We start from the raw sequence: 20,014 nt of genomic DNA, 5'->3' as shown, positions 1-20,014 counted from the left end.
ATTTAGTTATTGATTTTCTTCCTTTTTAAGATCGCGTTTCACCTCTTGAATTAATTCATCCAGCTCTTCTGGTTTTATCTTATTTTCTTTCGCAAAGAAAGAAACCAGATCTTTAAATGAATCCTGAAAATAGGTAGACATCATTCTCGACATAAACTGTTTGCGGTATTCTGCTTTTTCAACAATAGGAAAATACTCATATCCACGCCCCACCTGCTCAAAACCTAAATATTCTTTATCAGCTAATGACCGCACAATGGTAGAAACTGTATTAACAGCAGGCTTTGGATCAGGCATCTTTTCAACAATGGCTTTAACAGTAGTGCGGCCTAATTGCCAAATTCGATGCATCATTTGTTCTTCAGCTTTGGTTAATTCTTTAAGTTTCATGTGTGGATATTATTTATTTAATGCCCCAACCTTAATGGGTCGGGGCTTATATTTTTTATGATTGATTATTGTAGTGCAAAATTAATGGGAACAGTAAAACTGACATTAACATTCTTTCCTTCAAGCTTACCTGGTGTCCATTGGGGCAGACTCTCAATAACTCTAATTGCTTCCTGATCTAAAGAAGGATCAACGCCTCTTGCAATTTCTACATTGCCTACATATCCATCGGCAGCAACTACAAATGTGATATAAACTTTTCCCTGAATTCCGTTCTCTTCGGCTTCTTTAGGGTATGTTACTTCTTTCGCAATAAAGGTTCTTAAGGCTTTTTCTCCTCCAGGATATTTTGGCATTTCATCAACAACCTGAAATACTTCTCCGGTTACTTCGGTTGCCTTAATCGATTCATCAGTAACGTTTACTATCTCCACCTTTTCTTCATCTGGTGTGGCTAAGGTCTCCTCAACCTTCTCGGTATTACATGAAAAAATCAATGCAGAAGCTATTAATGAGCTAATTGCAAAAAGTGGAAATATAATCTTAGTTTTTAAAGTAGTTTTTTTCGACATCATGTTAAATCTTTTCTTGGTTAATGATTCATTAAAATTATTTGCGGCCAGTACTTTATGTCCTGACACTTCTGATAATAAAAGGGCTTTATAACGCCCTACAGAAGCGCCGTGTTTAAGTACGGACCGATCGGCCTGAAATTCATGGGTTTCTTTCAGTGCCTTTTTTATTAACCATGCAAATGGGTTAAACCATTGGGTTATGAGAAACAGTTCAAGAAACATATTATCCAAAGTGTGGTAATAGCTTACGTGTGCTTTCTCATGGTTGATTACATGTTGTTGTTCCTCTTCGCTATATCGCGATGAATTAATAAATATCCATTTGAAGAATGAAAACGCATGATAAGGGTTATTCAGTTGAATGACTCTGATACCATTGTGCTGATTACTTGAATTTTGCTTACCAATTATACTTAGCCTGTAATAGGCAACAAATAACCGGATAAATAGCAGGATCAGACCAATAATGTAAATCCATTTAAATATTGACAATCCACTAATAAACGAAACAATGGTATTTTGGGCATCGGTTGGGTAAACCGATATTTCGTTTAAGGTGTAACCAATGGTTTGTGAGTCAATTGTATTGCTTGTTTCCATTGTTAATGAGACTGTCAGAAATGGGATAATCATCGTTAAAACAAGGCTTAACAACAAAAAGAAACGATTAAATGAAAAGGTATTCAGGCGGGATAAAAAAGCAAAATAAATGCCTGATATGATACCTAAAAAAATCGAAGACTCAACCAAATAATTAATCACTGCGTGCATATCGTGCAAGTTTCAATTGGATAATTATCATTTTAAATTAAGCAACTGAACATCTTTCACGATTCAGCTGTCATCATGTCCCTTACCCGGGTTGTACCAGGGAGCAAGATATTCTTGTTGCTTAATAAAATTCAGTCAAATAAATTTCAGATTATAACCCATATCAACCAAAAAAATATTTCAACTGTATTTATAGTTCAAACTTACAGTTTAATTTGAAGAAACGAAATATTTTCGACTATAATTTTAGTTGAATCTTGTGAGAATACGTTTAAATGACAGAAAATCAACAATTAAATGTTTTTTATTTTTATGCATTCAAATTATACAGTAAACACTTCAACAAAAAGGGACTGAATATTCAGCCCCTGTGATTCCAATTTCTGCTCCTGGTCGAGCGATCTTTAATCAGAATCTATCTATCATTCCCCTTTTTTACTTTCCAGCATTAATAAAAAGGCATATTCCAATGCTGTTTCTTTATATCGCTTAAATCTGCCTGAAGCACCACCATGGCCTGCTTCCATATTGGTATGCATAACCAGTAAATTATCATCAGTCTTGGTTGCTCTAAGTTTGGCTACCCATTTGGCGGGTTCCCAATATTGAACCTGAGAATCGAACAGTCCGGTTGTAACCATCATGTTTGGATAATCTTTCGCTTCCACATTATCGTATGGCGAATAAGATAACATGTAGTCATATGATTTTTTGTTCTTTGGGTTTCCCCACTCATCAAATTCATTGGTTGTAAGAGGTATAGTTTCGTCGAGCATGGTTGAAACCACATCAACAAAAGGCACCGCTGCAATGATTCCATTGAAAAGTTCAGGTTCCATATTTGCAATAGCTCCCATCAGTAATCCACCAGCACTGCCACCCAAGGCATACAAATGGTGTGGAGAAGAGTAATTTTCTTTGACAAGATGATGACCAACATCAATGAAATCGGTGAAGGTGTTGATTTTGTTCATCATTTTACCATCCTCATACCATTGACGACCCATGGCCTGACTTCCACGGATATGAGCTATGGCATAAACAAAACCCCTGTCCAATAAACTCAATCTGGTTGAATTGAACCAGGGTTCAATGGTGTTGCCATATGAACCATAACCATATAATAGTAATGGAGTGTGTCCGTCTTTCTTTAATCCTTTTTTGTAAACGATGCTAACAGGTATCTTTTTACCATCGCGAGCAGTTGCCCAAAGGCGTTCGGTTACATAATTATCAGGATTATGACCGCCGACAACTTCCTGTACCTTTTTTATATCTTTTGTTTTATCGTTCATGTTGTAGTCGATGGTCGATACCGGAGTCGTTAATGAGCTGTAGCCATATCTTAAAATATCAGTGTCGAATTCAGTGTTTGTTCCTATGAAAGATACATATACCGGTTCTCCAAAATCAAGGTAATGTTCTTTTTTTGTTTCCTGATTGATGATGCGCAAATGAGTTAAAGCATTGGAGCGTTCACTAATAACCAGGTATTTTTTAAATGCTTCAATATCAGTTATCAATACATCTTCACGATGAGGGATCACTTCTTTCCAGTTTTCAATAGAAGTGGCATTAACCGGAGTCTCCATCAATCGGAAGTTTACAGCATCATAATTCGTAAGTACATAGAATTTATCCTCATAATGTTCAATACTGTATTCATGAGCTCCGGCACGTGGAGTGAATTGTTTAAATTCTCCATCCGGATTATCAGCTTTCAGAATTTGGTAATCAGAGATTAATGTACTGTTATTATAGATAATGATATACTTATCAGACTTTGATTTATATACTCCGATGTAATAGGATGGATCTTCTTCATGATAAACCATTACATCCTTGTCATTAGATGTTTCGAGTTTATGTCGCCAAACTTTTTCACTAAGAAGAGAAATTTTGTTTTTAGTGGTATAAAAAAACGTTTGATTATCGTTGGCCCATGCTCCACCTGGTTCGCAATTGTACAAGTTATCATCCAAAAATTTACCCGTTTCAAGATCCAGGAAACGATAAGTGTAAATTCTTCTGCTAATAGTATCTTCACAAAAAGCAAGTATTTTATTATCCGGACTTACTTCCATAGAACCAACTGCATAATAATCATGTCCTTTTGCTAGCTGATTAACGTCTAATAAAATTTCTTCGGGGTTTTCAAGTGACTCTTTTTTTCTAAAGTATGCAGGGTATTCCTGTTTATCGCTATATTTACTATAGTACCAATATCCATTTTTGAAATATGGAACTGATTCATCATCTTGTTTGATACGACCAACAATTTCATTATAAAGTTTTGACTGAAGCTCCTTTGTTTTGTACATGGCTGTATCCAAATAAATATTCTCAGCTTCGAGGTATTGTAAAACTTTTTGAGTTTGCGCATCCTTATTTTCTGCGTTTTTTTGTTCATCGCTCAATCTCATCCAGAAATAAGGATCAATTCTGGAATGCTCGTGAATGGTTAAAACCGAATCATGTTTCTCTGCAATTGGTGCCTCAGGTAAAATTTCCGGGAAAAGATCTTTAGTTTTTTTCCTATTCGTACAAGAACTTGCTAATAATAATGTAATCAAGAGGAAGGTGATTGTTTTCATGAAGATTAAAGTTGAAGGTTGTTTCGAATAATTGGATTTTATATCTGAAAATTTGATCTTTATGTTAATCGTATACAAGTATAATTAACAGATTTTAATTAATTGAAAAAAAATTGAAATATTTCAATTTAAATGAAAAATATTAAAGGATTATTTTATTCCTTTAGCTTGCAAAAAAACAAAAGAATATCTATTGTAAAACTTTATTTATTAGTAATATATAAAGAATGAAGAGTGCTGAAAAAATTGTTATTGGAAGTGAAGAATGGTGTTCGTTACCTCAGCTGAATATACCGGCTATTAATATTCGTGTTGATTCAGGCGCAAAAACATCTGCATTGCATGCAGTGAATATAATGCCATTTAAGAAAAATGGTGAATCCTGGGTGAGTTTTGAAGTTCATCCATTACAGAATGATGGTAGAACAACAGTATATTGTGAAGCGCCAGTCATTGATAAAAGAAGAATTAAAAGTTCGAGCGGATTGGGTGAGCTGCGTTATGTAATTCGCACTACCATAAATATTGCAGAATCTTCATGGGATATTGAAGTAACTTTAACCAACAGAATATCGATGGGATATCGTATGTTGTTAGGCCGTCAGGCAATGGCAGGTATCATGTTGGTAGATCCTGAGGCATCTTGTTTATTAGGGATTCCTTCTCAGGAAGTTTTATCTTCTTATTATTCAACACAAAGAAAAAAACCTTCAGGACTTAATATTGGTGTATTGGCAAGCAATCCAGAGCTATATAGTAATCGACGAATTATTGAAGCTGGTGAGGAGCGAGGCCATAACATGGAGTTTATCAATATTAAGGATTGCTATATAAAACTCGATGGGAAAAATCCGGAAATGCATTATAGAGGTGGCAGGTTGTTAAATCAGTTTGATGCCATTATTCCACGCATTCGGCCAAGTATGACTTTTTATGGTTGTGCCTTAACACGTCACTTTGAAGCCATTGGTGTTTACGCTCAAAACTCAGCTTCAGCCATTGCATCTTCAAGAGATAAGTTGTACTCCTTACAATTATTAATTAATAGTGGACTGCCTATTCCAACAACAGGTTTTGCCAATTCACCGCTTGATACTAATGATTTGATCAAGATGGTGGGTGGTGCTCCGTTAATCGTAAAATTACTGGAAGGAACACAAGGGAAAGGAGTTGTTTTAGCTGAGACCAAAAAAGCTGCCGAGAGTTTGATTAATGCTTTTAAAAGTTTGCGGGCAAATATTCTTGTTCAGGAATTTATTAAAGAAGCCAATGGAAAAGATATCCGCTGTTTTGTCATCAATGGAAAGGTGGTGGCAAGTATAATGCGAACTGCTGCTCCTGGTGAATTCAGGGCGAATATCCACATGGGTGGCTCAGCTCAACTGGTTAAAATTACACCTGAAGAGAGAAAGATTGCCATTTTAGCGGCTAAGACAATGAATTTGAAAGTGGCCGGGGTTGATATTATACGTGGTGAAAATGGACCATTATTACTTGAAGTAAACTCTTCGCCAGGTTTGGAAGGTATCGAAGGGGCTACAAGCAAAGATATTGCCGGTATGATGATTGAATCTATCGAAAAGGATTTGAATAAAGGTACCAGAAGAAGAAAAGGATAATAATTGATATAAACCTGATGAGTTTAACAATAAGAAAAGCGAGTGATAGTGATCTCGATTTTCTGGATAAGCTGGAAAAACTGGCTTTTTCAACATCGCAACAAACGGCAAGAAGAAACATCAAAAAAGGTATTAATAGCGACTTTCAGGAAGTTTTAATTGCAGAACAAAAACACAAAAAAAAATCGGTTGGAGCAATCGTTTTATTTAAATACAGCCATACCCTTCGAATCTACTCAATAGCTGTTTTGCCTGAATTTCAGGAAAAAGGGTATGGAGCTTTTCTGATGGATTATATCCTGGAATATGCTGTAAAGAAACAAATGCACAGCATCACCCTCGAAGCTGATATTGATAATCCAAAATTAATTTCCTGGTACGAAAATAAGGGATTTGTTATCAGGGAGCAGAAACCCGATTATTATGGTGATGGCAAAGATGCTGTTAAGATGGTTTATCAGATTGATGACGATAATAATGATAAGGGCATAAAAAATATCATTGTAATTAACCGTCCTGTAAAATGGCCATTCCCTGATGTGAATGCAAAGGTTATTACAGTTAAGGACTACATTAATCAGCCCGAATATCAGAATAACCCTGATTTACGCGTATTCAACCTTTGTAGCTCATACAAATATCAGAGTTATGGATATTATGTGTCGTTACTGGCCTCAGCAAGAGGGCAACGGGTGATGCCAAGCACAACTACGATCCGTGATTTTCGGATTTTAAATGTGATTCAGTCTGCCACCTATGATATTGAAGAACACATCAGTAAGGCCTTAAGTAAAGTAGAAGGAACAACCTTTTCGTTGAATGTTTATTTTGGCCAGACACAAAACAAGGATTTTAAAAAACTTAGCTTAAAGTTATACCAGTTATTTGAATCTCCTTTGTTTAAAGTGGTTTTTGTGAAGCATGAAAAATGGTTGATTAAAGATATCCAGGTATTAACATTGGCAAAGCTTCCGCAGGATGATTTGGAAAATGTTTATGAATTTGCAAGACGCCATTTTAATAAGAAGAGGTATACTATTCCAAAACTTAAAAACTATAAATACGATCTTGCGATTCTAACCAATCCTAATGAGGCCACACCTCCTTCGTGTCCCGAAGCATTGCGTAAGTTTAAGAAAATAGCCAATAAAAAAGGTTTGTTTGTTGAGTTTATAACTAAAGCAGATGCCGACAAGATCAATGAGTTTGATGCTCTTTTTATTCGGGAAACAACCAATGTGAATGATCATACTTATGAGATTTCGCGGATGGCATATGCCGAAGGTTTGGTGGTGATTGATGATCCATGGTCAATACTGAAATGTTCGAATAAGATTTATCAGAACGAAACTTTCAGAAGACACAGGATACTTACGCCCGAAACCCAGATTCTTACAAAGAACTTGTTTGATGAATCGATGCTGGATAAGCTTACCTTTCCATTGGTATTAAAGCAACCGGATAGTGCATTTTCTTTGGGTGTAACAAAGGTTGAAGATAAGAAAGAAGCAATGACAGCCTTACAATCATTATTTAAAAAATCGGACATGGTGGTATGTCAGCAGTTTCTGTATTCTGAGTTTGACTGGCGTATAGGTGTACTCGATAATAAACCACTTTATGCCTGCAAGTACTACATGACCAAAGGACACTGGCAGATTTATAACTGGCAAAATGAAGAGAAGGATCAATCAGGTGATTCAGAGACTTTAAACATAACGGATGTGCCTGATAAAGTAATTCAAACTGCCTTAAGAGCCTCCGCTTTGATTGGTGACGGACTATACGGAGTTGATCTGAAGATGGTTGGAGATAAGGTTTATGTTGTTGAGGTGAATGATAATCCAAATATAGATGCTGGTATTGAAGACCTTGTTTTGAAGGATCGCCTTTACGAGATGATTATTGATTCACTTATAAATCGTATTGAAATTGCCAAGAATATTCAGAAGATTGAATTCGGAGGTAAATAACATTTACCTCTTCTAAAACCTTGCCCGACAATTAATAGAATTAGCTATTTTTGTCGGGATATTTAAAGAAATGGATAAAAAGCCAAATAGTATTTCGATTTGTACTACCAAGGAACAGTATCTGATGTTCCTGTTTATTTTCTCGGAGCTGTAATTAGCTCTTGGCATTCATATTACTTTCAATTAATACATTATCGTTTTACTTCTATTTCCATTCTTTTTATGGGAGAATATTATAATTGGCTTAATACGCTTGTGAACAAGTGTAAAAGCGATTTCTCAGCCTATCCTGATTTAAAATGGCTGAATCCATACGAAGCTTTTGAAGCTCTGGAACAACGTGTATCTTTAATTAATCAGTTGCAGGGAAATACATTATTTAAACAGACCAAACCATATCATAATCAGATTTCGAAAGGTTGTAAAATTTGTGGTGAAGGGAGCTGGAGTTGTTTGTTTATAACTAACAAATGTAATGCAGGATGCTTCTATTGTCCTGTATCGCAAAACGAAGATGAAGTACCTTCAACCCAGGGACTTGATTTTAAAACACCGACAGAATATGCCAATTATATTAACCAGTTTAAGTTTAAGGGGGTCAGTTTTAGTGGAGGAGAACCATTGTTGTTTTTCGATCGTACATTAGCTTATCTCACTGAAGTGAGAAAGAAATGCGATAAAGATTTATACATCTGGGCCTATACCAATGGTATTTTGGCAGACAGAGAGAAGATGGAACAACTGGCAAAAGCAGGGTTAAATGAAATAAGGTTTGATATAGGTGCAACGGCTTTTAAACTGGATAAGATTGCTTCGGCAAAAGGTCTGATACCCAATATTACCATTGAAATACCTGCTGTTCCTGAGGAAAAACAACGGTTAATTGACTTATTGCCCAAAATGATTGAGGCTGGTGTTACCAATCTGAACCTTCATCAATTACGATTGACACCTCACAATGTGCGTCATCTTTCAAAAAGAGATTACACCTATATTCCGGCAGAGAGGCCCATTGTTCTGGAATCTGAACTGGCTGCAATGGAGATCATACATTATGCACGAGAGAATAATTTGAAAATTGGCATCAACTACTGCTCATTCTTTTATAAGCATCGTTTTCAGAAAGCAGGGTACAGGAGACAAATTGCTGAGGCGTTAAATGTTAATGCCAATGAAATTACAGAGAATGGTTATATCCGTTCAATAGCTGAAGATCATATTGAGTATCGATCGGTGAAATTATATGAGAAAGAAGAGGCAGCTATGGATTGTCAGGAATTACTAATTGCCGACAAAAAATATTTTTTAGCAAAGCCTTTAATTCTCAAAGAAAAAATATCAGTTGGCGATAAGGAAATAATCCTTGGATTGATTAGTGAGAAACCTGCTGAAATACCATCTGATCCACTTTTGTTTAAACTGTGGCAAATGGAATATGTTGAAGAAGGGCTAAGGGAATTATAAGTCTCCAAAGAAACTTTAGCAATTGTAAAATGTTTATTTTTACAAAAGTTAAGTTTACGATATGGAACAAATGTTCAACATATTTAAGCTGGGGACTGATGATGTGGCACGCATCGCAGCTTCAGAAAATGAGCCTCATACTCACGACTATGAAGAGTTGCTGGTTGGGGTGAAGGGCACTGTTGAACATTTTATCGATTTTGATTCTCAGTTAATTGAAGCCCCGTTTATCAGTTTTGTGGCTAAAGGTAAAGTTCACAGGGTTGTTCCGGGCCTGCAAAAGGGTGAGTGCGAAATATGGGGTATTCGCTTTCGTAGTGAGTTTATTGCTGAAACCACTTTTCAGCTGTATTCCATTTATCATGATAATGCCAATATGGCTTTACCTCCCGATCGTTGTTTCAAACGACTGGAAACATTGTGTCAGTTAATGGAGGATGAAGTTAAAGCTGAGGAACCCGATTATAGTGTAGTACGACATCTGCTGAGTGCATTATTTACTATGATAGAAGCGGAACGCAGAAAACTGGAGGCAGAGACAGAACATACATTAAAAAGCCAGAGTACAACTTTTAAAAGCTTTCTGAAAACTCTGGAAGAAAACTTTCGTCGACCTGAGGGAGTTGAATTCTATGCCGAGAAGCTTTTTATGAGTAGTCGTAATCTCAATATTATTTGTAAGAATATTCTTCAGCAAAGTGTCTCTGAAATTATTGAAACCAGAAAATTAATCGAAGCAAAAAACCTTTTACTGACAACAGATAAAACAGTTGCTGAGATTGGCTTTGAATTGGGATATAGTGAAAAATCCTACTTCTCCAACGTTTTTAAACGACGCGAAGGAATCACTCCAGGTCAGTTTAGAAAAGAAAAAAAGACTCTTATTTCTTAAAATTACAACTCCTTTTCCGAATAGTGTTACCACCTGCCTTGTTGTTTGTTGCAACTTTGCACTGTACAATTAATTATTAGTTGTTAGACAGTAGTCAGAAGTTAGTGATGCGCAATGTTCGATTAATCAATTTACCGATTGATTAGGCCGCATAACAAATTTTTTATCTTTCTTAAAATATAAAAACAAACAAATAAAAAAATAATAAAATGGAAACTGCAACAAAAACAGTATGGGTATTAGACCCAACACACAGTGAAGTAACTTTTAAAGTGAAACACATGATGATTTCAAATGTGAAAGGTGAATTTAAAGAAGTATCAGCCAATATTGATGGTGAAGATTTCGAATCGTCAAAGATTACGGCAACTATTAATGCAGCATCAATCTTTACAAATAATGACGACAGAGATAATCACTTAAAAAGTGCCGATTTCTTTGATGCAGAGAAATATCCTACCTTATCATTTGAAGGCATTGCTTTTGAAAAAGTAGATGATGACGAATACAAACTTACAGGTTTGTTAACCATTAAAGATGTAATAAAAGAAGTAACTTTTGATGTTGAATTTGGTGGTATTGGTAAAGACCCTTGGGGTAATGAAAAAGCCGGATTCTCATTGGAAGGGAAAATTAATCGTAAAGACTGGGGCTTGAACTGGAATGCTGCTCTTGAAGCAGGTGGCGTATTAGTTAGTGAAGATGTGAAAATTCAAGCCGAGGTACAATTTGTAAAGCAGGCTGAATAAAACTTTCTGATATGAAACGACGACATTTCATCAGGACAGTATCAGCCCTTTCGTTAACACCGATAACAATGAAACTAAACGGATTAAATAAATTAGCAAACACAGGCAGCCAGACAGCACCTATGCCACTGCTTTTTTTGGGGCATGGTAGTCCGATGAATGCCATCGAAGACAATATATTTACCAGGGAATTCAGAGCGGTTGCGGATCGTTTTGAGAAGCCAAGGGCTATTTTGGTTGTATCAGCTCATTGGGAAACTCGCGGGACTTATGTTACAGCGATGGAACATCCTCCAACAATTCATGATTTTGGAGGGTTCCCTCAGGCCTTATTCGATGTGCAGTATCCTGCACCGGGTAGTCCTGAACTGGCTAAAGAAACTCAGCAATTGATTAAAACTACTGATGTAGGATTGAATCATCAGTGGGGGCTGGATCACGGTGCCTGGAGTGTGATTCGTCATATGTATCCTGATGCTGATGTGCCGGTTGTGCAATTAAGTCTGGATTATGGACAAGATGCTCAATATCATTATGAACTGGGTCAACAGCTGGCGGCTCTGCGCGAAAAAGGGGTATTGATTGTAGGAAGTGGAAACCTGATACATAATTTGAGGATGGTTGTCTGGGATAAACTTGAATTGCCCGAATATGGATACGATTGGGCTTTGGAAGCACAGGATAAGATGAATCGATTCATTTTAAACAATGATCATCAGTCATTGATTGACTTCAGAAAACAAGGCAGGGCTTTTTCGCTTTCAATACCAACGCCAGATCATTATTTACCATTGCTCTATGTGCTGGGGTTAAAGGAAGAAAAGGATAAAGTATCCTTATTTAATGATAAAGCAATTGGTGGATCGCTTAGCATGACATCTGTTTTAATCAATCGAAATTAAACAGGAAGAATTGAGTTAGCATATAAAGAATGAACAAACCGAAAATCCGACTTCAACCTTTTTGTGTTGAAGTCGGATCTTTTATTTTACCACTTATTGATATGCATATTTTCAGGTTTCCACTTGTCTTTTGGCTGATCCTCACCTGTAGGATGGCCAATTGCAATAACATTAAGCGGAATAATGTGTTCGGGCAAATTCAATAGGTTTTTAACGGTTGCTTCGCGCTCAGTTATTGGATGAACACCTGTCCATACAGCACCCAGTCCCATTGCTTCTGTTGCAAGCAAAATATTTTGAGTAGCAGCCGAGCAGTCCTGAACCCAATAAATCCGGGCCTGCCCCTGTAAAGCCTTATTAAGGTCTCCACAGACAGCTATTGCAGCTGTAGCTTGTTTAAGCATCTTGGCATGAGGTAATGAATCGGCCAATACATCAAGCATGGCTCTGTCGTTAATCGCTATAAAAGCCCAGGGTTGTTTGTTAACAGCCGTAGGAGCTGCCATACCTGCTTTTACCAATTCAGTTAACTCATCTTCACGCACCTGCTCATTCGTAAAGTGACGAACACTTTTTCGGTTGTAAATGGTCGATAAGGTAGGATTGGGATGGATTACAGGTTGAAATGTTGGTTCCATATCATCTTTAAATTTTTTATAAATATCCCATGGTTTTGCCAGTCGTTGACCATAACCATAATAATATCCTTCAGCATAAATTATGGGTTGTAAGGCTTCAATGTCAACATGACCATCTGTACTTAACAGGTTTTGATTTACTTTAGTGTCAATAACCTTACCAATAAACTGACGGTGAGAACCCAAATCTATCATTTCACTTACTTCACATTCAATCACAATAGGAAATTCGCCAACAAAAGGTGCATTTACAAAATCGCCCTTCACCGGAGTAAGATTTAAGGTCTTAAATTTATTTTCATCATGACCAGAGACAAGTCCGGCATAATCCATTTCTGCAACATACCGGGCCGAAGGTACATTTACAGTAAAACAACCGGTTGCCATTATATTTTCATAGGTTTTTCGCGAAGAGCGAATGGATACAGCAATACTCATTGGGTCGGAATTGGCAATGCCTGCCCAGGCAGCTGTCATAATATCGGGTTCTCCTTCTGCACTGTACGATCCGATAACCAATGCTGGCATGGGCATAATCAAACCTTTTGGACCCACTGATTTTTTTACAGAACTAATACTGTCATGAGGCTGTGCTTGATGAATTGCAGAAACAGCAGGTGTTGCTGGCTTTATCTGTTGATCAGTATTATTTATCTGAAAAACCAAAATAACCACAGTGAGAGCTAAAACAATATTAAGTAGTGATGCTTTATTTTTCATTGCTTTTATTTTTTACGTTGGAGTATAATGAGGGTATGGTATCGAGCAAACAACCGGTTGGACAAAGCTGGCACCAGGGACGATTGAAAAACACTGATAGCAGAACAATCAATATACCGGCTCCTAACATTATTATTGAAGCGACCGAGAATGAAAAGGATATAAACGGTTCTAAGTTTGCCAGGGGTAGGGCAAAACCTAAAATAAGACTAACCCAGATATAAGTCAGGTAAATATTCCGTAATGTTACAACTCCAAGTTTAACAGGGAATGGTCTCTTTTTGAATGGTGATATTTTTGCTGTAAGAACCTGCAGGGCTCCCATAGGACAAAGAAAATTGCAATAGTATTTTTTATGACCGGCAATTGCCATTGCAACAGATAATATCAAAATAACAATTAATAACGGATTACTTTGCCAAGGCAATCCGTGACTTAACCAGTTGTGCAATACCTCTAATGAGAGCATTTGTTTTAGCCAAAGCCCCATAATGCCTAAAACGGCCACCAAATAGTAGATGTATATTTTTTTATGCTTGCGTCGAAGCACCATGTTTAAGGAAAGAAGTATTAGCACAACGGTCATTGTGATCTGAAGAATTAAAGACCACGAAATTTTAATACGTTGCTTTTCCAGTAATAAGTAATTACCAATGGTTTTTTCAAAGTTTCGGATAATAGCGTTACTGCTTCGGGTAGCTCCGGTTATGGCATCTACCTGTATGTTCATCAGGTTAGTATCCAGGGGTAATCTGTTCCATGAATCAAGAAGATGTTTGTCAACAACATGCTCGATGTAATCTCCTGTTTCATTATTTTTTAACAGGTGAACACCTGTTATCATTCTTTCTGCATTTATGGCAATTAGCAAGGGAACATTACCTGCATATCCCTGAGATCGGGCTTCCAGCTCCTCTGAGATAAGTGCAAAGCCAATTGCTTTATTGCTGACATCCAGTATAGTCAGGCTTTTATCCGTGTTTTTCCTGAAAGAGATTGCCTGAGGGTAAACTTTTTTAATATCCGATAGATTGTAGATCGGTTCTTTCGATGGTTTTAACCATTCAAATTTTGCTCCTCCTGTTATGGCAACAGCAGTTAATAGTAGCAAAATAACAATGTAGTTATAAATACTATTCTGTGAGATTTGCTTGCGCATATTGGTTCATTTGGTGGGAGCACAAAAATAAAGGTCATCCAGGTTTTACGCAAAACTACGCCTGTTAATGCAGCGTTAAAGATTGCAGATATAATCAATTGATTTGTAAATTTTTTTTTATTCATTCCATATTAACTGAGAGTAACATTAAAAAATAGTATTCTAGTACCTTTTTAGAAAAGGATGAATAAATGATTTACCAAACAAAACCTGTATCGAATTTATGATTGAAACCAATGCACTAGCAAATAAAGTTCCCATCAACGGTATGGGTTGATCAACTTTCCAGTATATCCAGATGCATGCTAAACAAATAGCCCATATTATTAATTGAAAACTTATCACCGCACGAAAGTGAAGTAGCATTGCTTTTGTTTTGTCTTTTTTTAGCCTCCAGATTAATACAGTCGGAAGGATGAGTGGTATCAATCCGCTTAAATGTAAAAGAGCCAGCCAATTGTTTTGAGTGGGTTCTCCTGTAAAATCGGTTTCATCTGCTTCCTTTTTTATAAACAAACTGAAATCAACTTCCAGTGCTTTGGCTATCATTTGCAGTGTATAGGCCCTGGGATCTACCTCGCCACTTTCGATGCGTTGTATTGTTCTTGAACTAAGCTCTGTTTTCTCAGCTAATTCTTCCTGAGTCATTCCTTTTTGTAGCCTTAATTCTTTTATGAGTTTGCCTGTTTCCATTTTCAGTTTTTTTGTTCAAATGTCAGTCAGAATGCCGTAACAATACAACTACAAAAACACGACATTTATACGACACTTCCAATTTTTAGTGATAAAATGCTCATTAAAAGAGGTGGTTAGCACTTGAAAATTTTATAAGAGACAATTTCACTATTAGGAGATAATAATACGACGAAGCCGGTGTTTTAGCTATTGATTTTTTATTTTTGCCTTTGAATTTCCCATCCTTAAAACAAATTACCATGTTGAATGTACTGGTTGTTTATGCTGTAGCTGAAGAAAAAGTTGATTTATCGATGCCCGGATGTCGTTTCCACTACTGTAAAACAGGTGTTGGCAAGGTGAGTGCTGCTTTGGCAGTTAAGGAAAGTATTGATAGGTATAAACCAGAAGTAGTGCTGAATATTGGTACAGCCGGATCTGTTCAGTTTCCGGTTGGAACTATTCATTTATGCAGTAAGTTTGTTGACAGGGACATGGAGAAATTGCATGTTTTTGGGGTACCATACCTTGAGGATTTTAGCGAGGAAATAAATCAGTTGTCTTTCTTTCAGAGGTGGCAGTTTGATAGTACCTGTAACACAGGAGATACTTTTTTAACAGAGGCCGACGGTACAGGTGATGTGTTTGATATGGAATCATTTGCTATTGCAAGAGTCTGCCGGTTGCATCAGATCCCGTTTGTTGGAGTAAAATATGTAACCGATAAGATAGGTGAGAACTCTGTAAAGCATTGGGAGGAAAAACTGGCAGAAGCACAAGCCGGCCTGCAAAAATTTGTGGATGAAAATCATTTGAATGTACCCGAAAACTATGTGGCCAGAGAAGTTAGTCGACTGGTGGATCAATACCAGATGGAGCGTCACCCTGAAGGAGGTTGGTACAAAGAAGTGTATCGTTCAGAAATGGAAGTGGTAAAATCTGAAGATCGAAATAACAGAAAAGCACTTACCTCGATCTATTATTTGTTAGCCGACTCTGATTTTTCAGCCTTTCACCGTATTCAATCACCTGAAGTGTGGTATTATCATAAAGGTATGCCCGTTATTATTCATGAAATTAATCAACAGGGTAACTACCGGACAATTGAGTTGAGTGATGCAACCGGCATACTTCAGCATACTGTTGAATCGGGTGTGTGGTTTGCCGCAGAACTAAAAGATGGTTTTGGTTTTGCCCTGGTTAGCTGTGCGGTTGCACCCGGTTTTGAATTTGAGGATTTTGAATTGGCTCTAAAGGAGGACTTGTCAAAGCCATTTCCGGATCATAAAGAAATTGTTGACCGTTTAACAAGGTAACACCACAAACCTACAGGAAATTGATTGTTCAGCTTTTTATCTTATTCGTGTTAAGATATAAATTGTTAAGTTGGGTTTATTTGTTATTTTTAGTTCTATAAAAGTAACCAGATAAACCTGATCAATGAATTATAAAAAGTGGGTATTCAGAATATTTATTCATGTAGTTATCCTTAATATATTGGTTTTCTTTATTACGATTAAATTCAATACATTTCTTTATGATCCAGTCAGGGTCAATTTAGTTATAAGCATTCTGGATATTTTCGCTACCCTTAGTTTGTTGGCTGGGTGGATAATGATCATTCTTTCTGCAGTACATAAACAACTTAACGATGTTAAAACATGGATAGGAACAATAGGATTGTTGTTTTTTACTTTGTTCCCTTTCGTTATTTTCTTAATTAGCTAGTAGTTAAATGATATTGTGTATTGATGTTTTTTAAATAAAAGCAAATTATGGATTCTCAATATATTTTTCTTGTTATCTGGTTTCTGTTAATATTTTTAATTGTTTTCTTTTTTATCAGAAACGGTCGTAAGGCATTGACCATTTTTCCTGATTTGAATTCAGTTAAGGTATTGTTCCAGGAAAAAAGAGTTTCTGGTTATTCAGCAAAAAACTGGATGACTAAAATGGGGGGAGCTCAGAATGTTTTGGAAGTTATTTTGACTAAAAATGAACTTTGGATCAGGTCAAATATGCTTTTTGCTGGTTTTGGAACGAGGTATGATCTATTGCATAAAACCTCCTTAAAACAGGTAAAATTGCTAAGTGCACAAGATCGAAGTGTTGTACTTGAGATTAGAGGAAATGATGGTATGGTTAGAAACATTCATTTGCGCATACGTAAAGCCCAGGAATTTGTTCTATCAATGCAACACGCCAAACAAGAAGTAAATCTTTAATAGTTAAAGAATAATAGTAAAATACTTCAACTTGTTAGAAACCAGGCAAACCCAAAAAAAGCTTTGCGAATCAACTTTTCACTTATGGTTAGGATTGATTACAGGTTTTTTATATGCCTTTGCATTATATGGTTTTCTGTTTATGTCGAGGGAAACCTTGCGTTTATTTGCTATAAATTCAGAGTATGATTTGCCGGTTTTAAATGAGGAAGAACAATTGTTTTATAATCTTTTTGCCGGGCTGTTGGCAGGTGTTTTAGCTCAATCGGTTGTTCTTCGTTTTTGGATAGACAAACCAATGCAGGTTTTTACTAATCACGATAATCGCAGACGTGTAATCCTGAATGATGCTGGTGTTTTACCCTGGTATTTTATGCATTGGATGGCTAAGATTGTTCTGGTAATTGCTAATTTTTTCTATGTCTGCACTACTGATTATTATATATTAAGCTTTTATCCGGCTTTCTGGTTTTTATTTATTCTTATCCTGGTTGTTTTATTCCTTCAGCCTTGGATAGCTGTTCGTAGAATTTACAAGAACAAGGCATTTAAAATGATTGGATTAGCATTTGCTATTATCGCTATAAATGGCTTATTATTAACCAAAATCAATATCATCGATATTGAAAGTATTAATAAGTTTATATTATCAAAAAATATTAGAAATGAGTATCATCTTCAATTGCCGGAAGTTTATGATCCGGAAGAATATTATTTAAGGGATGGAGATGAAGTTTTATACATGGTACTATCAAGTAGAGGCGAACCAACTATCTTTTTTAATCAGAAAGAATACAGCTTTGATCAGATAACCAAGGAAATAGAGAAGATAAATCCAAACATAAGCTGGACTAGAGATGTGATTTACAGGCTGAATATTGATCAAAGATGCAATTATAAAGATGTTTTAAGATTGAAAAGAGTTTTTCAACTAGTAGGTATACATCGTGTGTTTTACTCAGTATTGCCTGTTCAAAGAGAATTTGATGATCGATATTATACAAGACAAGGGATGTCGGATTATATTCCTTCTAGCAAGGTTCCTCAACCTCCATTCCTTGACAATTCAAAACTAAAACACACGGATATTAAACTAACCCCAACCAAGGTTTTAATTAATAACATTGACAAGGATAATCTCTGGCAGCAAGAATTAAAGAATAAACTTAAAGAAAACTCACAATTATTGATTCACTTTTATTGTGAAGATGATGTACCCTTTGGTGTTTATATACAATTTAAAGATGAGTTAAAGGGAATTATTCGGGAGGTAAGAATGAATTATCTCCAACAATATTATGGAAATAAGGATGATTATTTTGATTATACATTCACGGTTCAGAAAGAGGCTCGTGAAAAATTTGCAATTCATTTAAAAGAAATGGATCTAATTAATTAGATATTTCATCTGATAAAAAACTGAATTCTTTAAATTAATATAGTCAAGTGACTTTTTCAATGGCTATTAATTATATGTAATTTTGCTGCCCTATGGCAAAAGCAAAAGCAAACTTCGATTTATTCGTAACATTCGTTAAGTTGGGTTCCGTAATGTTTGGAGGTGGGTATGCAATGATACCCATCCTTGAAAAGGAGTTGGTTGAGAAAAAGCAGTGGATTTCCAATGATGAGTTGCTGGAAATAATGTCTCTCTCTCAAATGACTCCCGGAACCATTGCGATTAATCTGGCAACTTTTATTGGAAGCAAACGAAACGGTATCTGGGGAGGCATATTGGCCTCATTGGGGATTATTGTTCCTTCCCTTATTTGCGTTACAACACTTTATTTTATGATGGACAGTCAGATGTCGAACGAATACCTGGTGAAAGTATTTACCGGTATCAGAGCCTGTCTTGCAGCTATGATTTTCCATTCTGTTTATAAGTTGTTTCGATCAGGTATTAAAAGTCATATCCCTTTTTTAATGTTCACTCTGGCAATTATTGCATTGCTAATAGGCTTGCATCCTATATATGTGATTCTTATCGGGGCAATGTTTGGCTTCGTCTGGAAATGGATTATTCCTTCGCTAAGAAAAAATCAAGAGTCAATTAAAAAGAAATAGCAGATGTTATCAGATTTATACAAGCTTGCAGTGTCATTTTTTAGAATTGGCTTATTTAATTTCGGAGGTGGCTTAGCCATGATTCCTTTGATACTGGAAGAGTTGGAACGGAATGACTGGATGAAGCAGGAAGCCTTTTTTAACTTCTTTTCTCTTTCACAGATGACACCCGGAGCCATTGCCATGAATACAGCTTCTTATATTGGAGGAAGTGTAGCAGGTGTTACCGGAAGTATTGTGGCCACGACCTCACTGGCTGCTCCATCTATTATTGTGATGTTGATTTTGGCTCGTTTCTTACGAAAAGTTAAAGAGAGCGAAATCAAGGAAGCCATCTTTGCCGGATTAAAACCGGTAACTGTTGCACTTATTTTATATGCCGGATTAATGGTAATTCGTGAAACACACTTTGGAAGTATGCTTGCGGACGTTAATTGGATGGCAGTAGTTCTTTCTTTGGTGTGCTTGAGTATAATCATTTGGGTAAAGAAAATCCATCCTATTTTATTATTGATACTTTCGGGTGTTGTTGGTTTGTTTTTGTTCTAGAGTCTGTTAGTCTGAGGTTTACTTCCATTGTCTTTTGGCTTTTCTTTTTCGG

17 protein-coding genes are annotated in these 20,014 nt (G+C 36.3%); 11 read left to right on the top strand and 6 right to left on the bottom strand.

The genetic code is table 11. The annotated features are described in order from the left end of the window. Window positions 1-6 precede the first annotated feature (6 nt). The 3 genes from ACRD62_RS01555 to ACRD62_RS01545 form a co-directional block, all read right to left on the bottom strand. Window positions 7-390 (bottom strand): BlaI/MecI/CopY family transcriptional regulator, encoded by a 384-nt coding sequence (locus tag ACRD62_RS01555; RefSeq protein ID WP_430818361.1) that lies wholly within the window; start codon window positions 388-390, stop codon window positions 7-9. Window positions 391-455: 65 nt separating this feature from the next. Beyond that, window positions 456-1,736 (bottom strand): M56 family metallopeptidase, encoded by a 1,281-nt coding sequence (locus ACRD62_RS01550; protein ID WP_430818360.1) that lies wholly within the window; start codon window positions 1,734-1,736, stop codon window positions 456-458. A gap of 422 nt (window positions 1,737-2,158) precedes the next feature. Continuing rightward, entirely contained in the window at window positions 2,159-4,330 is a 2,172-nt protein-coding gene (locus ACRD62_RS01545) for a S9 family peptidase (protein WP_430818359.1), read from the bottom strand. A gap of 227 nt (window positions 4,331-4,557) precedes the next feature. On the opposite strand from ACRD62_RS01545, the gene rimK reads away from it, so the two are divergent. The 6 genes from rimK to ygiD all read left to right on the top strand — a co-directional run bounded on the left by rimK (window position 4,558) and on the right by ygiD (window position 11,929). Next, on the top strand, window positions 4,558-5,949 hold the full coding sequence (gene rimK / locus ACRD62_RS01540; protein ID WP_430818358.1) for a 30S ribosomal protein S6--L-glutamate ligase: 1,392 nt from the start codon (window positions 4,558-4,560) through the stop codon (window positions 5,947-5,949). A gap of 17 nt (window positions 5,950-5,966) precedes the next feature. Next, window positions 5,967-7,922: a GNAT family N-acetyltransferase gene (locus ACRD62_RS01535; RefSeq protein ID WP_430818357.1), complete on the top strand. Its 1,956-nt coding sequence runs from the start codon at window positions 5,967-5,969 to the stop codon at window positions 7,920-7,922. Window positions 7,923-8,021: 99 nt separating this feature from the next. After that, window positions 8,022-9,386 carry a radical SAM protein gene (locus ACRD62_RS01530; RefSeq protein WP_430818356.1) on the top strand — a complete coding sequence of 455 codons (1,365 nt, stop codon included), beginning with the start codon at window positions 8,022-8,024 and terminating at the stop codon, window positions 9,384-9,386. A 61-nt stretch (window positions 9,387-9,447) separates the two neighbouring features. Further along, entirely contained in the window at window positions 9,448-10,278 is an 831-nt protein-coding gene (locus ACRD62_RS01525) for a helix-turn-helix domain-containing protein (RefSeq protein WP_430818355.1), read from the top strand. A gap of 209 nt (window positions 10,279-10,487) precedes the next feature. Continuing rightward, complete coding sequence (locus tag ACRD62_RS01520) at window positions 10,488-11,027, top strand: YceI family protein (RefSeq protein WP_430818354.1); 540 nt, start codon at window positions 10,488-10,490, stop codon at window positions 11,025-11,027. A gap of 11 nt (window positions 11,028-11,038) precedes the next feature. Beyond that, window positions 11,039-11,929, top strand: a complete 891-nt coding sequence (gene ygiD / locus ACRD62_RS01515) for a 4,5-DOPA-extradiol-dioxygenase (protein ID WP_430818353.1) — start codon at window positions 11,039-11,041, stop codon at window positions 11,927-11,929. 86 nt (window positions 11,930-12,015) lie between these two features. Here the strand turns inward: ygiD and ACRD62_RS01510 are convergent, their stop codons facing one another. The 3 genes from ACRD62_RS01510 to ACRD62_RS01500 all read right to left on the bottom strand — a co-directional run bounded on the left by ACRD62_RS01510 (window position 12,016) and on the right by ACRD62_RS01500 (window position 15,139). After that, the gene (locus ACRD62_RS01510; protein ID WP_430818352.1) at window positions 12,016-13,287 is read right to left on the bottom strand and encodes a flavin reductase; all 1,272 of its coding nucleotides are present in this window, start codon (window positions 13,285-13,287) and stop codon (window positions 12,016-12,018) included. After that, window positions 13,277-14,446 carry a 4Fe-4S binding protein gene (locus ACRD62_RS01505; RefSeq protein ID WP_430818351.1) on the bottom strand — a complete coding sequence of 390 codons (1,170 nt, stop codon included), beginning with the start codon at window positions 14,444-14,446 and terminating at the stop codon, window positions 13,277-13,279. Before ACRD62_RS01505 ends, ACRD62_RS01510 begins: the two co-directional genes overlap by 11 nt. Before the next feature lie 162 nt (window positions 14,447-14,608). Next, window positions 14,609-15,139, bottom strand: a complete 531-nt coding sequence (locus ACRD62_RS01500; protein ID WP_430818350.1) for a helix-turn-helix domain-containing protein — start codon at window positions 15,137-15,139, stop codon at window positions 14,609-14,611. A 242-nt stretch (window positions 15,140-15,381) separates the two neighbouring features. On the opposite strand from ACRD62_RS01500, the gene ACRD62_RS01495 reads away from it, so the two are divergent. From ACRD62_RS01495 to ACRD62_RS01475, 5 genes are all read left to right on the top strand, one after another. Then, window positions 15,382-16,437: a cupin domain-containing protein gene (locus tag ACRD62_RS01495; RefSeq protein WP_430818349.1), complete on the top strand. Its 1,056-nt coding sequence runs from the start codon at window positions 15,382-15,384 to the stop codon at window positions 16,435-16,437. Between the two features lie 459 nt (window positions 16,438-16,896). Then, on the top strand, window positions 16,897-17,346 hold the full coding sequence (locus ACRD62_RS01490; protein ID WP_430818348.1) for a hypothetical protein: 450 nt from the start codon (window positions 16,897-16,899) through the stop codon (window positions 17,344-17,346). Between the two features lie 31 nt (window positions 17,347-17,377). After that, entirely contained in the window at window positions 17,378-18,745 is a 1,368-nt protein-coding gene (locus ACRD62_RS01485) for a hypothetical protein (RefSeq protein ID WP_430818347.1), read from the top strand. A gap of 92 nt (window positions 18,746-18,837) precedes the next feature. Continuing rightward, window positions 18,838-19,413: a chromate transporter gene (locus ACRD62_RS01480; protein ID WP_430818346.1), complete on the top strand. Its 576-nt coding sequence runs from the start codon at window positions 18,838-18,840 to the stop codon at window positions 19,411-19,413. A 3-nt stretch (window positions 19,414-19,416) separates the two neighbouring features. Next, window positions 19,417-19,962, top strand: coding sequence for a chromate transporter (locus ACRD62_RS01475; protein ID WP_430818345.1), 546 nt, complete (start codon window positions 19,417-19,419; stop codon window positions 19,960-19,962). Window positions 19,963-20,014: the final 52 nt, after the last annotated feature.

The organism is Carboxylicivirga caseinilyticus (assembly GCF_050589785.1).
GTDB lineage: Bacteria > Bacteroidota > Bacteroidia > Bacteroidales > Marinilabiliaceae > Carboxylicivirga > Carboxylicivirga caseinilyticus.
This window is presented reverse-complemented; position numbering and strand designations above follow the sequence as displayed.

Bases quoted from the DNA above. Each gene is read 5' to 3' on its own strand.
- ACRD62_RS01535 (WP_430818357.1), top strand. From the start codon at position 5,967: ATGAGTTTAACAATAAGAAAAGCGAGTGATAGTGATCTCGATTTTCTG.
- ACRD62_RS01555 (WP_430818361.1), bottom strand. From the start codon at position 390: ATGAAACTTAAAGAATTAACCAAAGCTGAAGAACAAATGATGCATCGA.
- ACRD62_RS01520 (WP_430818354.1), top strand. From the start codon at position 10,488: ATGGAAACTGCAACAAAAACAGTATGGGTATTAGACCCAACACACAGT.
- ACRD62_RS01475 (WP_430818345.1), top strand. From the start codon at position 19,417: ATGTTATCAGATTTATACAAGCTTGCAGTGTCATTTTTTAGAATTGGC.
- ACRD62_RS01495 (WP_430818349.1), top strand. From the start codon at position 15,382: ATGTTGAATGTACTGGTTGTTTATGCTGTAGCTGAAGAAAAAGTTGAT.
- ACRD62_RS01505 (WP_430818351.1), bottom strand. From the start codon at position 14,446: ATGCGCAAGCAAATCTCACAGAATAGTATTTATAACTACATTGTTATT.
- ACRD62_RS01550 (WP_430818360.1), bottom strand. From the start codon at position 1,736: ATGCACGCAGTGATTAATTATTTGGTTGAGTCTTCGATTTTTTTAGGT.
- ACRD62_RS01500 (WP_430818350.1), bottom strand. From the start codon at position 15,139: ATGGAAACAGGCAAACTCATAAAAGAATTAAGGCTACAAAAAGGAATG.
- ACRD62_RS01510 (WP_430818352.1), bottom strand. From the start codon at position 13,287: ATGAAAAATAAAGCATCACTACTTAATATTGTTTTAGCTCTCACTGTG.
- ygiD (WP_430818353.1), top strand. From the start codon at position 11,039: ATGAAACGACGACATTTCATCAGGACAGTATCAGCCCTTTCGTTAACA.
- ACRD62_RS01480 (WP_430818346.1), top strand. From the start codon at position 18,838: ATGGCAAAAGCAAAAGCAAACTTCGATTTATTCGTAACATTCGTTAAG.
- ACRD62_RS01490 (WP_430818348.1), top strand. From the start codon at position 16,897: ATGGATTCTCAATATATTTTTCTTGTTATCTGGTTTCTGTTAATATTT.
- ACRD62_RS01525 (WP_430818355.1), top strand. From the start codon at position 9,448: ATGGAACAAATGTTCAACATATTTAAGCTGGGGACTGATGATGTGGCA.
- ACRD62_RS01545 (WP_430818359.1), bottom strand. From the start codon at position 4,330: ATGAAAACAATCACCTTCCTCTTGATTACATTATTATTAGCAAGTTCT.
- rimK (WP_430818358.1), top strand. From the start codon at position 4,558: ATGAAGAGTGCTGAAAAAATTGTTATTGGAAGTGAAGAATGGTGTTCG.